The 14,661-nt window shown below is 76.7% G+C and carries 11 protein-coding genes; 5 read left to right on the top strand and 6 right to left on the bottom strand.

The window, feature by feature from the left end:
• Nucleotides 1-124 precede the first annotated feature (124 nt).
• From tsaE to TK50_RS19210, 4 genes are all read right to left on the bottom strand, one after another.
• On the bottom strand, nt 125-631 hold the full coding sequence (gene tsaE / locus TK50_RS19225; RefSeq protein ID WP_229404695.1) for a tRNA (adenosine(37)-N6)-threonylcarbamoyltransferase complex ATPase subunit type 1 TsaE: 507 nt from the start codon (nt 629-631) through the stop codon (nt 125-127).
• Nucleotides 628-1,725, bottom strand: coding sequence for an alpha/beta fold hydrolase (locus tag TK50_RS19220; RefSeq protein WP_043965625.1), 1,098 nt, complete (start codon nt 1,723-1,725; stop codon nt 628-630). Before TK50_RS19220 ends, tsaE begins: the two co-directional genes overlap by 4 nt.
• Nucleotides 1,722-2,840: an alanine racemase gene (gene alr / locus TK50_RS19215; RefSeq protein WP_043965623.1), complete on the bottom strand. Its 1,119-nt coding sequence runs from the start codon at nt 2,838-2,840 to the stop codon at nt 1,722-1,724. Before alr ends, TK50_RS19220 begins: the two co-directional genes overlap by 4 nt.
• Before the next feature lie 101 nt (nt 2,841-2,941).
• Complete coding sequence (locus TK50_RS19210) at nt 2,942-4,432, bottom strand: NAD(P)H-hydrate dehydratase (RefSeq protein WP_043965621.1); 1,491 nt, start codon at nt 4,430-4,432, stop codon at nt 2,942-2,944.
• A gap of 332 nt (nt 4,433-4,764) precedes the next feature.
• Between TK50_RS19210 and TK50_RS19205 the strand changes: the two genes are divergently transcribed.
• Both TK50_RS19205 and TK50_RS19200 read left to right on the top strand, forming a co-directional pair.
• The gene (locus tag TK50_RS19205) at nt 4,765-5,061 is read left to right on the top strand and encodes a hypothetical protein (protein WP_043965619.1); all 297 of its coding nucleotides are present in this window, start codon (nt 4,765-4,767) and stop codon (nt 5,059-5,061) included.
• Nucleotides 5,058-6,779, top strand: a complete 1,722-nt coding sequence (locus TK50_RS19200) for an alpha/beta hydrolase (RefSeq protein ID WP_338390907.1) — start codon at nt 5,058-5,060, stop codon at nt 6,777-6,779. Before TK50_RS19205 ends, TK50_RS19200 begins: the two co-directional genes overlap by 4 nt.
• A 43-nt stretch (nt 6,780-6,822) precedes the next feature.
• Here TK50_RS19200 and glmS read toward each other — a convergent pair whose 3' ends face one another.
• Nucleotides 6,823-8,736 carry a glutamine--fructose-6-phosphate transaminase (isomerizing) gene (gene glmS, locus TK50_RS19195; protein WP_043965616.1) on the bottom strand — a complete coding sequence of 638 codons (1,914 nt, stop codon included), beginning with the start codon at nt 8,734-8,736 and terminating at the stop codon, nt 6,823-6,825.
• Nucleotides 8,737-8,993: 257 nt separating this feature from the next.
• Between glmS and TK50_RS19190 the strand changes: the two genes are divergently transcribed.
• Nucleotides 8,994-10,184, top strand: a complete 1,191-nt coding sequence (locus TK50_RS19190) for a pyridoxal phosphate-dependent aminotransferase (protein ID WP_043965615.1) — start codon at nt 8,994-8,996, stop codon at nt 10,182-10,184.
• 63 nt (nt 10,185-10,247) lie between these two features.
• Here the strand turns inward: TK50_RS19190 and TK50_RS19185 are convergent, their stop codons facing one another.
• A complete protein-coding gene (locus TK50_RS19185; RefSeq protein WP_043965614.1) occupies nt 10,248-10,862 on the bottom strand; it encodes a PadR family transcriptional regulator in 615 nt (204 codons plus the stop codon).
• 131 nt (nt 10,863-10,993) lie between these two features.
• On the opposite strand from TK50_RS19185, the gene TK50_RS19180 reads away from it, so the two are divergent.
• Both TK50_RS19180 and TK50_RS19175 read left to right on the top strand, forming a co-directional pair.
• The gene (locus TK50_RS19180; RefSeq protein ID WP_043965613.1) at nt 10,994-13,825 is read left to right on the top strand and encodes an FtsX-like permease family protein; all 2,832 of its coding nucleotides are present in this window, start codon (nt 10,994-10,996) and stop codon (nt 13,823-13,825) included.
• A 2-nt stretch (nt 13,826-13,827) separates the two neighbouring features.
• Nucleotides 13,828-14,574 (top strand): ABC transporter ATP-binding protein, encoded by a 747-nt coding sequence (locus TK50_RS19175; RefSeq protein ID WP_043965612.1) that lies wholly within the window; start codon nt 13,828-13,830, stop codon nt 14,572-14,574.
• Nucleotides 14,575-14,661: the final 87 nt, after the last annotated feature.

Here is a 14,661-nt window from a genome sequence, read left to right as displayed (position 1 = left end):
CGCAGTCGGTCGGCCCCCTTCCTACCAGCCCGGTCCGACACCCCGCGCGGGGCGGGCCGACGGCGGGCACGGAAGCCTCGGGCCGACGAAAGACCACGGAAAGCCTCGGGCCGACGGCGTCCGGTCAGGCGAGGGCGGCCAGCCTCGCAGCCCAGTCACCGCCGACCGGCTCCAGCTCGACCAGCCGGGTGTCGTCGTCGCGCCGGTCGATCCGGACCCGCAGGTGTGCGTCGACCAGCTGCTCGACCAGCCCCTCGCCCCACTCGACGACGGTGACCGAGTCGTCGACCGACGCGTCCAGGTCGAGGTCGTCGATCTCGGCGCGCGGGTCGGCCGCGTCCCCGAGCCGGTACGCGTCGGCGTGCACCAGCGCGACGCCCCGGCCCCGCACCGGATCGGGCCGGTGCACCCGGGCGATCACGAAGGTCGGCGAGGTGATGTCGCCGAGCACGCCGAGGCCCGCGCCGATGCCCTGGGTCAACGCGGTCTTGCCGGCACCGAGTGGACCGGTGAGCAGCAGCAGGTCACCGGCGTGCAGCACCCCGGCGAGCCGGCGGCCGAACGCGTGGGTGTCCGCCACCGTCGGCAGCGTCACGCGCACACCGGCACCGGCCGCGTCGGCTCGGCTCACAGCCCCTCCAGGAAGCGGACCAGGGCTCCGTTGACCTCGTCGGCATGCTCCAGCATCACCACGTGCCCGCTGTCGTGGATCTTGAGGTATTCGGCGTGCGGCAGCCGCCGGACGATCTCCTCCGAGTGGGTCACGGGGGTGATCATGTCCTTGTCGCCGACCACCACCAGCACCGGGGTGCCGGCCAACGCGGCCAGCGCCGGATATCGGGAGTGGGTGGCCAGCGTGCGCAGGTAGCGGGTGACCGTGTCGGCCGACGTGCGGGAGTTCATCAGCTCGACGTACGACACGAGGGCCGGGCTGGGCCTGGGGGTGCCGAAGCCGTACTTGCGGGTGAGCAGCCAGGCCACGTTGGACGTCGACTTGCGCGCGGCGTCGATCGCCGGCCCGCCGTAGCGGGTGGCGTTGCTCACCATGTAGAGCACCGGCGCGCCGACCCGGCCGAGCAGGGCCGGGGCGACGAGCTTCGTCTCGGCCAGCAGCCCGCCCGAGGTGGCCATCAGCACCGTGCCGACCACCCGGTCGCCGAACAGCTCCGGGTAGAGCTCGGCGAACGCCATGATGGTCATGCCGCCCATCGAGTGGCCGACCAGCACCAGCGGGCCCTCCGGGGTGGTCCGGTCGATGACCCGGCGCAGCGTGCGGCCGAGCGCGGCGAGATCGTATTCGCCGGTCTCCAGCCGCCCCGACCGGCCGTGCCCCGGCTGGTCGTACGCGACGATGCGGTGCTCGCCCCGCTCGGCGAGCATCTTGCGCTGGAAGTGGAAGGTGCCCATGTCCAGGCAGAAGCCGTGCACCAGCACCACCGTCGGGTGCCCGGGGACGGGCCGGGTCGGCTCCACCACCTCGACGTGGATGTCGGTGCCGTCGGGCAGCTCCAGCCGGAACGCCTCGTCGTAGCGCTGCTGGCCGAAGACCTCGTCGGCGTAGGGGTCGGCGGGATCCGCCTTGAGCCGACGGACCAGGGCGCGCTCGCTCACCACGCCCGCCGCGAGCCCGGCCGCGGCCACCCCGACGGCCGCCCCGACGACCCCGGCCACCCGGCCGGCGGCGGTGCGCGGCCGGGGGATGCGGAAGCCCCTGCGCTCGCTCACGGCCGCTCGCCGTCGTAGACGCGGGGCACCCGGACCCCGCCGAACCGGGTGACGATCTCGTAGTTGATCGTGCCGACCGCCTCGGCCCAGTCGTCGGCGGTGGGCTCGCCGTCGGCCCCGGGGCCGAACAGGGTCGCCACGTCGCCGGCCGCCACCGGGTCGTCGCCGCAGTCGACCACGAACTGGTCCATGCAGACCCGGCCCGAGACCGTCCGCCGCCGGCCGGCGAGCTGCACCGGGCCGGTGTTGGAGGCGTGCCGGGGCACCCCGTCGGCGTAGCCGAGCGGCACCACGGCCAGGTTGGCGTCGGCGTCGGTGAGGTAGGTGTGCCCGTAGGACACGCCGCTGCCGGCGGGCACCCGCTTGGTGAGCATGACCCGGGCCCGGGCGGTCATCGCCGGGCGCAGCCCGAACCGCTCGCCGGCCACCGGGGACAGCCCGTAGGTCGCGATCCCCGGCCGGACCAGGTCGAAGTGGGTGTCGGGGCGGGTCAGGGTCGCGGCGGAGTTGGCCAGGTGCCGGTAGCGCGGGCGCAGCCCCGCCCGCTCGACCATGGCCAGCCCCTCGTGGAAGACCGCGAGCTGACGGTCGGTCGTCGGGTGGCCGGGCAGGTCCGCGTAGACGAAGTGGCTCCACACGCCGACCACCTCGACCAGGCCGTCGGCCTGGGCCTTCGCGGCGGCCTCCAGCAGCGCCGGCCAGTCGGCGACGGTGGCCCCGCCCCGGGCCAGCCCCGTGTCGATCTTGAGGTGCAGCCGGGCCGGGCGGTCGGCGAGCCGGCCCGCCTCGACCATCTCGTCGAGCTGGGTGAGGCTCGCGGCGGCCAGGTCCACCCCGGCCGCGACGCCCTCGTGCAGCGGCAACCCGGGGGCGAGCAGCCAGGCCAGCACAGGCGCGTCGAGGCCGGCCCGGCGCAGCGTCAGCGCCTCGTCGAGGGTGCAGACGCCGAGCCAGTCCGCGCCGGCGTCGAGCGCGGCGCGGGCCGACGGCACCATGCCGTGGCCGTAGCCGTCGGCCTTGACCACCGCCATCAGCTCGGCGCTGGTGCCGGCCCGCAGCCGCGTCACGTTCTCCCGGATCGCGTCAAGATCGACCCGCACCTCGGACTGCCACATGTGCCCAGCCTACTGACCGGGGTGCCGGAGGCTTTGCCATGTCGGGCGGATGGCGGTATCCGTGGGCGAACGACCCCGCCATGTCGCCGGCATGGTGTCGATCAGCCCGAGCCCGGCCGCCCGTGGAGCAGGCCGGCCACGACCGGGCGGAGCGCGGCGGCCACGTCGGGCGCGGTCACCGGGCCCGACCGGGCCGCCTCCCGCCCGGCCAGCCCGTGCAGGTACGCCGCCGCAGCGGCCGCCCGCTCCGGGGCCAGCCCGGCGGCGAGCAGCGAGCCGAGCAGCCCGGCGAGCACGTCGCCGGTGCCCCCGGTGGCCAGCGCCGGGGTGCCGGTCGGGTTGACGTACGCCCGGCCGTCGGGGGTGGCGACGATCGTGCGGTCCCCCTTCAGCAGGACCACCGCGTTCATCCAGGCGGCCAGCCGCAGCGCGGCGGCGGCCCGGTCCGCGCCCGGCTCCTCCCCGCAGAGCCGCGCGAACTCCCGGTCGTGCGGGGTGACCACGATCGGCGCGTCCCGCTGGCGCAGCCGGTCCGCCATCGACCCGTCCACGAGCAGGGTCAGCGCGTCGGCGTCGAGCACCACCGGCACCGGGGCGGCGAGCACCGCCCGCAGCTCGGCGGCGGCCTCCTCGCCGGTGCCCAGCCCCGAGCCGCAGACCCACGCCTGGACGCGGCCGGCGTCGGCGACCCGGCCGCTCGCGATCACGGAGGGGTGCTGGAGCAGCACGTCGGCGCGGGCGCTGCCGGCGTAGCGGACCAGGCCCGTCGGGCCGGCGAGCGCGCCGCCGACGGAGAGCACGGCCGCGCCCGGGTACGCCGCCGAGCCCGTCGCCAGGCCCACCACGCCCCGGGTGTACTTCTCGGCGGCCGGGCCCAGCTCCGGCCACCAGTCGACGACGTCGGAACGCTCGGTGACCCGCAGCGCGGGCGTGCCGCGCAGCCACGGCCCCAAGCCGATGTCGACCAGCTCGACCTGGCCGGCCAGCGCCGCCGCCGGGCCCACCACCAGGGCGGGCTTCAGCGCGCCGAACGCCACCGTCACGTCGGCCCGGATCGCGGTCGGCCGCCCGGAGGCTGCCGGCGGCACGTGGCCGGTGTCCACGGCCACGCCGCTGGGCACGTCCACGGCGACCACCGCGGCCCGCCCGCCGTCGCGGCCGCGCAGGCCGGGCAGCTCGCCGGACAGCCGGTCGGCCGCCTCGCGCAGCCCGCCGGTGCCGCCGATCCCGACGATCCCGTCCACCACCAGGTCGACCACGGCGGGCGGCCGGTCCACCAGGCGGCCCCCGGCGGCACGCAGCGCGGCCAGCCCCGCCGCGTGCGCCCGGCCCGGGGTGAGCAGCAGCACCGAGACGCCGGCGCCCCGGCGGGCCAGCCGCTGGCCCGCGTACAGGGCGTCGCCGCCGTTGTCGCCCGTGCCGACCAGCAGCAGCACCCGGGCCCCGTACACCCCGCCCCGGTCGGCGAGCAGCAGCGCGCAGCGGCGGGCCAGCCCGGCCGCCGCCCGGTGCATCAGCGTGCCGGCGGGGAGGGTGGCCATCAGCCCGGCCTCCGCCGCCCGGACGTCCGCGACCCGCCACACCGGTTTCATGCCGCCACGCCCCGTCCGGCGGCCGCGCCGGGGCCGCCGTCGCCGGCATCGTCCGCGTGCCGGGTCCACCCCGGCCCGTCGAGGATCATGGCCTCACCCTACCGGCGGAGGCGGCCGCAGGTTACCCGTCGGGTCGACTGTGGGCAATGCCTGTGGACAACCCGGGGGTACGACCGCCGCCCGTTGTCCACAGGGCGTTCCGGTCGGCGGGGCGGCTGCCTAGCGTCGACGGCGTCGCTGTCCACCCGTCGACGGCGGGGTCGCCGGCCCATCCGGGCCGGCCGCGCCGCCCGTCATCTCGTGACGGGGCACCGAGCCGGAGGAGTCCGCCGATGACCGAGGAGCCGTTCACCGTCCGCCCGGAGCTGCTGCGGGAGGTCGCCGGGGCGTTGGGCGACCTCGCGTTCCAGCTCGGGCACGGGCTGTCCGGCGTGCCCGGGCTTGCGGTGCCGGCGCCCGGCTGGCGGTCGGCGGGCGCCCTGGCCGGCCTGGAGTCGGCCGCGCACGCCTGGTGTGGCGCGCTCGGCGCACGGGTCGCCGCCGCCCAGGGGGCGCTCACCGTCGCCGCCGAGGGCTACCAGGCGGCCGACGAGCGGGCCGCCCACCGGCTCACGACGCTGCCCCGGTGAGCACGGCGGCGCGCGGGCGCGCGGGCGGCGGGAGCCCGGCGGCGGCCGGCGGGGAGGGCGGCCCGGCCAGGCCCGGTGCCGGTGGGGCGGGCCGTGCCGGCGGCACCGACGCGGCCGGCGGGCGGGCGTCCCCCGACGCCGGGGGCGACGCCTACGCCCGGCTGTGGGCGGCCGACCCGGGCCGCTGGGCGGCGGCCGGCGCGGCCTGGCGGGGGCTGACCGGGCTGGTCGACCGGCGGGCGGCCGAGCTGGACGGGGCGGCCCGGGCGCTGCGGGGCGGCTGGGCGGGCGCCGCGGCCGGGGCGGCGGGCGGGCGGATCGGCGCGCTCCGGTCCGAGCTGGCGGCCCTCGCGCCGGCGGTGATCGAGACCGACCAGGTGCTCGCCGAGCTGGCCGGGCGGTTGCAGCGGGCCAAGGCCCGGCTGACCGAGGCGGTCGTGCTGGCCGACGTCGGCGGGGTGCGGCTGGACCGGCGGGGCCGGGCGAGCGCCGACCCGGCGCGGGCGCAGCCGGGCGGGCCCGCCCCCGTGGCGCGGGTCGCCGCCGCCGTGGCAGCGGCCCTGGAACTGGCCGACGCGGCCGACCGGGAGGCCGCCGGCCGGCTCGACGAGCTGACCCGGGCGGCCGGCGCGGGCTGGGTGGCCCCGCCCCCACCCTGGCGTCCGCCGCCGGGTGCCGGCCCGGCGACCGTCCGGTCCTGGTGGGCCGGGCTCACGCCCGCGCAGCGCCGCTGGCTGGTGGCCCGGGAGCCCGAGCTGGTCGGCCGCCTCGACGGGGTGCCCGTGGCGGCCCGGGACCAGGCGAACCGGCTGCTGGTCGACCGGCGGCGGGCGGTGCTGCTGGCCGAGCGCCGCCGGCTGCTCGACCGGCTGCCGCGCGGGCCGGTGGAGCTGGCCGGGCTGGCCCGGGTGGAGGGGGCCCTGACGGGGCTGGACGCGTTGGCGGCCCGGCTGAACGGCGGCGGGCAGCCCCGGGCGTACCTGCTGGGGCTGGACACGGGCGGCGAGGGGCGGACGGTCGTGGCGCTGGGCGACCCGGACCGGGCCGACCGGGTGCTGACCTACGTGCCGGGGATGACCGCCGGCCTCGCCGACGCCACGGGTGAGCTGGGCCGGGCCGCCCGGGTGCAGGCCCGCTGCGCGGCGCTGGACCCGACGGCGTCCACCGCGGCGGTGCTCTGGCTGGACTACGACGCGCCGGACTTCCTGCACGAGGCCGTGCTGCCCCACCAGGCCCGGGACGCCGGCCCGGCGCTGCACCGGTTCCAGGAGGGGCTGCGGGCGACGCACGAGGGCCAGCCGGCCCGGCAGACGGTGCTGGGGCACAGCTACGGCTCGTTGGTCGTGGGCACCGCCGCCCGCGACCACGGGCTCGCCGCCGACGCGCTGGTCTTCGTCGGCTCGCCGGGCGTCGGCGTGGACCGGGCCGACGGGCTGCGGCTGCCCAGCGGCGAGGTCTGGGCGAGCACGGCACCCGACGACGCGATCCGGCTGGCCCCCGCCCCCGACGAGCTGCCCCGCCGCGTCCTGCGCGGGCTCAGTCCGCTGGCGGCCGTGCTGACCGGCCGGGACGACCACGCGCTGTGGTTCGGCCACGACCCGGCCGACCCGGGCTTCGGCGGGCGCACCTTCCCCAGCGGCCGGTACGGCCACACCGGCTACTGGGACCCGGCCAACCCGGCCCTGGACGGCATGGCCCGCGTCGTCCTGGGCCGGTGACCGGCCACTCCCGCAGGCGGCCGAGCCGCCGGCCCCTGGGCGGCTACTCGACGGTGACGGACTTGGCGAGGTTGCGGGGCTGGTCGACGTCGTGGCCCCGGGCCGCCGCGATCTCCGCCGCGAGGACCTGCAACGGCACGGTGGTCACCAGGGGCGCGAGCAGCGTCGGCGTACGCGGCACCCGGATCAGGTGGTCGGCGTAGCGGACGACCGCCTCGTCGCCCTCCTCGGCGATCACGATGGTGCGGGCCCCCCGGGCGCGTACCTCCTGGATGTTGGAGACGACCTTGTCGTGCAGCATGCCCCGGCCGACGGGCGACGGCACGATGCAGATCACCGGGGTGCCCTGGTCGATGAGCGCGATCGGGCCGTGCTTGAGCTCGCCGGCGGCGAAGCCCTCGGCGTGCATGTACGCCAGCTCCTTGAGCTTGAGCGCGCCCTCCAGGGCGACCGGGTAGCCGACGTGCCGGCCGATGAACAGCACGGTCGGCTCGGACCTGATCTCCCGGGCCAGCTCCCGCACGGGCTCGATCCGGTCCAGCAGCTCGCGCAGCTTGCCGGGCATCTGGTGGAGCTGGTCCACGACGGCGGCCACCTCGTCGGCGAACTTGATCCCACGCACCTGGGCGAGGTGCAGGCCGATGAGATAGCAGGCGACGAGCTGGGTGAGGAACGCCTTGGTGGAGGCGACGGCGATCTCGGGCCCGCCGTGGGTGTAGAGGACGGCGTCGGACTCGCGCGGGATGGTCGAGCCGTTGGTGTTGCAGATGGCGAGCACCCGGGCCTTCTGCTCCTTGGCGTGCCGCAGCGCCATGAGCGTGTCCATGGTCTCGCCCGACTGGGAGATCACGATGATCAGCGTGGAGCGGTCGAGGACGGGGTCGCGATAGCGGAACTCGCTGGCCAGCTCCACCTCGCAGGGGATCCGGGTCCAGTGCTCGATGGCATACTTCGCGACCAGACCCGAGTGGTAGGCGGTGCCGCACGCGACGATGAAGATCTTGTCGACGTCGCGCAGGTCCTGGTCGCTGAGGCGGACCTCGTCGAGCATGATCTCGCCGCTGTCGGTGAGCCGGCCGAGCAGGGTGTCGGCGACGGCCTGCGGCTGCTCCTCGATCTCTTTGAGCATGAACCAGTCGTAGCCGCCCTTCTCGGCGGCCGAGGAGTCCCAGTCGATGTGGAAGTCCTTGCCGGTGGCCGGCAGGCCGGCGAAGTCGGTGATCTCGATCGAGTCGGCGGTGATCAGGACGATCTGGTCCTGGCCCAGCTCGACCGCGTCGCGGGTGTGCTCGATGAACGCCGCGACGTCGCTGGCGAGGTAGTTCTCCCCGTCGCCCCGGCCGACCACCAGCGGCGAGTTGCGGCGGGCCCCGACCACCGCGCCGGGCACCGCCGCGTCCACGGCGAGCAGCGTGAACGCGCCTTCGAGGCGCTGGCAGACCACCCGCATCGCGGCGGCGAGCAGCTGCGGGCCGTCGGGCTCGCCGGCGGCGCGCAGGTCGGCCAGCGCGGCGGAGAGCAGGTGGGCGGCGCACTCGGTGTCGGTGTCGCTGCTGAACTGGACGCCGTCGTCCTCCAGCTCCGCGCGGAGCTTCGCGAAGTTCTCGATGATGCCGTTGTGGATCACGGCGACCCGCCCGTCCGGGGCGAGGTGCGGGTGGGCGTTGCGGTCGGTGGGGCCGCCGTGGGTGGCCCAGCGGGTGTGCCCGATGCCGGTGGTGCCGTCGCCGATGCCGATCGGGCTGGCGGCGCAGGCCTCCGGGTCGGTGGCGGCCCGCTCGGCGAGCACCTTCTCGAGGTTGGCCAGCTTGCCCGCCTTCTTCTCGACCAGCAGCTCGTCGGCGCACACGACGGCCACCCCGGCCGAGTCGTAGCCCCGGTACTCCAGGCGGCGCAAGCCGTCGAGCACGATGCCGAGCGCCGGGCGCGCGCCGGCGTAACCCACGATTCCACACATGGTCCGCAGCCTAACCCAGTTTCGCTCACCACGCGTGCGCAGAAGCCGGGTAAACAAGCATCGAGCTTGAGCGAATTGGTGGGGTGGGCCGCTCCGGGGACGAATCTCCCGCCCCGCCGTCCCGGCTTCGCCCGGGGCACCGCGCCGACGCGCCCACCGGAGGCCACCTGCCCGCGCCCCGAGGCGGGGCCAACCGACCACGACCGGCCGGCGGCCGAGGGTGGGCGCGGTCGGGGCGAGCCCGTAGGCTGACGCGGGTGACGACGACGCCCGCCGATGTCGATCCGCTGGTGGCCCGGATGCGGCCGTTCGGGACGACCATTTTCGCCGAGATGTCCGCCCTGGCCGTCCGCACCGGCGCGGTCAACCTGGGGCAGGGCTTCCCCGACACCGACGGGCCGCCCGAGATGCTCGCCGCCGCCGCCGAGGCGCTGCGCGGCGGCCAGAACCAGTACCCGCCCGGTCCGGGCATTCCCGCGCTGCGGGCCGCCGTCGCCGCCCACCAGCGCCGGTTCTGGGGCCTGGAGTACGACCCGGACGGCGAGGTCGTGATCACCGCCGGGGCCACCGAGGCGATCGCCGCGAGCATCCTCGCCCTCTGCGAGCCGGGCGACGAGGTGGTCTGCTTCGAGCCGTACTACGACTCGTACGCGGCCTCGATCGCCCTCGCCGGCGCGGTGCGGCGGCCGGTCACGCTGCGGCCCGAGGCCGACGGCCGGTACGCCTTCGACCCGGCGGCGCTGCGCGCCGCGTTCGGGCCGCGTACGCGGCTGGTCCTGCTGAACTCCCCGCACAACCCGACGGGCAAGGTCTTCACCCGCGAGGAGCTGGCCCTGGTCGCCGAGCTGTGCCGCGAGCACGGCGCGTACGCGGTGACCGACGAGGTGTACGAGCACCTGGTCTTCGCCGACGCCGCCACGCCGCACGTGCCGCTGGCCACCCTGCCCGGCATGCGCGAGCGCACCCTGCGGATCTCGTCGGCCGGCAAGACGTTCTCCTGCACGGGGTGGAAGGTGGGCTGGGTCAGCGGGCCGGCGCCGCTGGTCTCGGCGGCGCTGCGGGTCAAGCAGTTCCTCACCTACGTCAACGGCGCGCCGCTGCAGCCGGCGGTGGCGGTGGCGCTGGCCCTGCCGGACGCCTACTTCGCGGAGTTCGCGGCCGGGATGCAGGCCCGCCGGGACCAGCTGGTCGCCGGGCTGACCGACGCGGGCTTCGGCGTCCTCACGCCCGAGGGGACGTACTTCGTCACGGCCGACATCGGCCCGCTCGGCGGGCGGGACGGGGTCGAGTTCTGCCGGTCGCTGCCGGCGCGGTGCGGGGTGGTGGCCGTGCCGACCCAGGTGTTCTACGACGACGCCGAGGCGGGCCGGCGGCTGGTCCGGTTCGCGTTCTGCAAGCGACCGGAGGTGCTCGCCGAGGCCGTCACCAGGCTGCGCCGCCTGGCCTGACCCGGGCCGTCGGCGGGCTGACCAGCCGCGGGCGTCGCCCCGCCTGAGCCGCCCCGCGCGCCGTCAGCCGGCGGCCCGGGCGGGGCCCGCCGGGGGCACGGCGGGCCGGGAGAAGTCGGCGGGCCGGGGCGCGGACGACAACGCGTGCAGCAGCGCCCCGTCGTCGGCGAGCAGGACGGTCTCGGCGTCGTCGACGAACGCGAGGTCGGCCTCGACGTGCCGGCTCGCGGCGGAGAGCAGCAGGGCCACCACCACGTCGTCGGCGCGGCGACGCAGCCCGTCGAGGTTGCGCAGCTCGCGCATGAGGTGCCCGCGCTGGTTGCCGAGCACCGCACGGACCGTGTCCCGCGCACCGGAGCGGGCCGCCGCGGTGACCTTGAGGAAGAAGTCGTCCCGGAAGCCGCCGCTGCGCGGGCTGGGCTCGCCCAGCCAGCGGTCCAGCTCGGCGCGGCCTGCGGGGGTGATCTCGTATACCACCCGGTCGGGCTTGACCGGTTGCGCCTGCCGCTCCGCGACCACCAGCCCGTCACGGGAGAGCCGGTCGAGGATCTGGTAGAGGTGCCCGATGTTCAGCGTCCCCCACTGCGGGCCCACCGCCTGCTCGAACGCCCCCTTGAGCTCGTAGCCGTAGCTGGGGCCCCGGGCGAGCAGGGCCAGGACCGCGTGCTGGATCGCCACCGTCTCCTCCGTTCGACGGCGGGTTGCCGCCCGCCCGTCCCCACGATTCCAGACGCGACAGTTTCAGGCGCGCGCCTTGCATTGTCACAATGTATCGCGCACAGTGTGGTCAGCACACGGGGAGGCGCGACATGCTCAACTTCGTCTGGAGGCAGCTACGCGGCCGTGCGGGCCGGTCGGTGGCGCTGCTGGTCGGCGTGCTGGTGGCGACCACCGGCTTCGTCGTCCTGACCGGCGCCACCACCACCTCCCGGCTGGCTGTCACGGGCACCGTCGAGCAGAGCACCGCCGCCGCCTACGACATCCTGGTGCGCCCGAAGGGCGCCCGCACCCCCCTGGAGGCCGAACGGCGGCTGGTCCAGCCCAACTACCTCTCCGGGCTGTTCGGCGGCATCACCACCGCCCAGTACGAGCGGGTGAAGGCGGTCGCCGGGGTCGACGTCGCCGCCCCCATCGCCATGCTCGGTTGGTCCACCGCCCGGGTGCCGACCCCGCTGGACCTGACCGACGCGGTGGACCGGTCGCTCGACCGGCAGGTTATCCGCGTCGACCCCCGGTTCGTCGCCGAGCGCGGGCTCTCCGCCGCGCCGGGTCGACCCCGCTACGTGTACGTCACGACCCACCCGCTGATCCACCCCCGCGTCGACCTGCCCCAGAGCAGCGACGCCACCCCGTACACGGACGGGCGGAGCTACCCGTGGGTCGCCGCGTGCGGGCCCGCGCCCCGGGAGGTGCTGCCCGACGGCCGCACCCGGGCCGTCTGCGACCCGCGGTATGCGCTGGGCAGTCCGGGGACCTACTCGGAGCTCGACGAGTGGTCGCTGGTGGCCGTACGACTGCGGCCCGACGGCCGGTTCGAGGCCGGCGCGGGCGTGCTCGCCGATGCGGGGCCCGGCTCCTCCTCCGCCTCGGACCGGCTGCGGATCGCGGTCGGGCTGACGGTGCCACTGCTGCTCGCGGCCGTCGACCCGACGGCCGAGGACCGCCTCGTGGGTCTCGGCGGGGCGGTGGTCGACGGGCGGTCGCTGCGCCCGGACGACACGGCGAGCGTCCGGTCCGCCGGCTCGTCGGAGCTGCTCAACGTGCCGGTGCTCGCGACCAACCGGCCCTTCGTCGACGCGGAGCTGCGCGCCCACTTCACCCGGCTGCCCGCCGCCCGCCCCGCCGGCGTGGACCGTGACGAGTTGGAGCGGGCCCTGCGGCGCGGGCCCACGCTCGCGGCCGGCGAGGGCCGGGGCGACGTGGTCGCCGGCTGGCGCGGCCGGCTGTCCGCGGGCGTTTCCCCGGACGGCTGCTGCTCCGGGCAGCTCCAGGCGATGGTCCAGGCCGGCCCGACACGGTACGACCGGCTGCCCGACGGCACGCTCCGGGTGGGCGCGGTCGCTGCGGCCGATCCGCAGGTCTACGGCGACCAGCAGACGTTCAACCCCTATCCACGCCCCTGGCTGGCCGGGGACACGGGCGCCCGGGTGTTGAGCCGGGTGCCGTTGAAGCAGGGCAGCAGGAGCAGCCCGCCGTACCGGGGCTGGCGGGCCGTGGGGGTCTTCGACCCGGGGAGGCTGGCGGGCTTCAGCGACCTCGGGCGGGTGCCGCTGGAGACGTACGAGCCGCCGGCCGCCCAGGGCGCCGACGCCGCCAGCCGGAGCGCACTGGGCGGGCGACCGCTGGAGCCGGGCGGCAACCCCGCCGGCCACCTCGCCGCGCCGCCGCTGCTGCTGACCAGCCTGGCCAGCGTGCCGCAGCTGCTGGCCGGGGGCGGCAGCCCGCAGGTGGGTGCCCCGATCAGCGCGATCCGGGTCCGGGTCGCCGACGTGGGCGGATACACCGAGCAGTCAGCCGAGCGGGTCCGGCTGGTCGCCGAGCGGATCGCCCAGGCGACCGGGCTCGACGTCGACATCACGCTCGGCTCGTCCCCGGCCCCGCAGGCGGTGGAGCTGCCCGCCGGCTCGTTCGGACGGCCGGCGCTGCGGCTGGCCGAGAACTGGTCCGCCCTCGGGGTCGCCTCCGTGATCACGAAGGCGGTGGACCGCAAGAGCGTCGCGCTCTTCGTGCTGGTGCTGGTGGTCTGCGCACTCTTCCTCGGCAACGCGGTCGCCGCCGCCGTCCGGGACCGCCGGTCCGAGCTGGCGGTGCTCGCCTGTCTGGGCTGGCCGGCCCGGCGGATCGGCGCGCTGATCCTCGGTGAGGTCGCCGCCCTGGGGTTGGTCGCCGGGCTGCTCTCGCTGGGCCTGGCGTTCCCGCTCGGTGCCGCGCTCGGCATCGACGTGGGGTGGCGGCGGGCGCTGCTGGCCGTGCCGGTGGCCCTGCTGCTGGCGCTGGTCGCGGGCCTGGTGCCGGCGCTGCGGGCCGCGCGCGCCCACCCGGCCGCCGCGCTGCGCCCACCGGTGGCGACGGCCCGCTGGGTACGCCGCCCGCGCACTCTGGCGGGCCTGGCCCTGGCCAATCTGGCCCGCACGCCGGGGCGCACCCTGCTCGGCTCCGGTGCGCTGGCCATCGGGGTGGCCGCGCTGACCCTGGTTACCGCCGCCGGGTACGCGTTCCGCGGCGCGATCGTCGGCAGCCTGCTCGGCGACACGGTGTCGGTGAGCGTGCGCGGCGCTGACACCCTGGCGGCCGTCGCGACGGTGCTGCTCGGCGCGGCGGCGGTCGCCGACGTGCTCTACCTGAACATTCGGGACCGGGCCGCCGAGCTGGCCACGCTGCGGGCGGTCGGCTGGACGGACGCCGCGCTGGCCCGACTGATCGGCTACGAGGGGTTCCTTCTCGGCGTGCTCGGTGCCCTCGCCGGGGCGGCGCTCGGTCTGGGCGGCGCGGCCTGGCTGGTCGGCGGCCTGCCGGGCGCGCTGGTGCTGGTGGCCGCCACGGTCGCCGGGGCCGGGGTGCTGGTCACCTGTGCGGCGGCGCTGGTCCCGGCCGCCCTGCTGCGCCGCCTGCCGACCGCTCGACTGCTCACGGAGGAATGACGATGGACGCGACCATGGGCAGCACCGTCCGGGTGACCGGGCTGGTCCGGCGGTTCCGCTCCGGCACGGAACGGTTGACCGCGGTCGACGAGGTGTCGCTGGAGGTCGCCGCCGGGTCGGTGGTGGCGCTCACCGGGCCGAGTGGTTCGGGCAAGTCGACCCTGTTGCACCTGATCGGGGCGATCGAGCAGGCCGACAGCGGCACGGTGACGGTGGACGACGTGGAGGTCACGGGCCTGCGGCGGTCGGCCCTGGCCCGGTACCGGCAGCGGATCGGCTTCGTGTTCCAGCGCTACCACCTGCTGCCGGCGCTGACCGTGCTGGACAACGTGATCGCCCCGATGCTGCCCCGCCGGGGCCAGGCCGACCACGCCGCCCGGGCCCGGGAGCTGCTGGACGCGGTGGGCCTGGCCGGCCGGGAGCGGTCCCTGCCGGCGCAGCTCTCCGGCGGCCAGCAGCAACGCGTCGCCATCGCCCGCGCGCTGATGGGCGGGCCCAACCTCCTGCTGGCCGACGAGCCGACCGGCAACCTGGACTCGACCACCGGCGGGCAGATCCTCGACCTGCTGCTGGACCTGCGGGACCGGCACGGGATGACGATCCTGCTGGCCACCCACGAGCGGGCGATCGCCGCCAGGTGTGACCGGCTGGTCCGGCTCGGCGACGGGCGGATCGTCGAGGACGTTGACCTCACCGACGGCGAGGACCCGGCCGACACGTACGACCGGGTGGCCCGTCTCCGCCTGTGAGCCCGACCCCGCCGGCCGGGCCGGCACGGCGCGTCGCGAGGCGACCCGTCATGCCGAGCCGGCCACCGCAACGCGAGGTGCGGGGCG

Origin of the sequence: Micromonospora haikouensis, from assembly GCF_000876225.1 — a bacterium.
Classification (GTDB): Bacteria; Actinomycetota; Actinomycetes; order Mycobacteriales; family Micromonosporaceae; genus Micromonospora; species Micromonospora haikouensis.
Note: the sequence above shows the minus strand (reverse complement) of the source record. Positions and strands in the feature narration are given on the sequence as shown.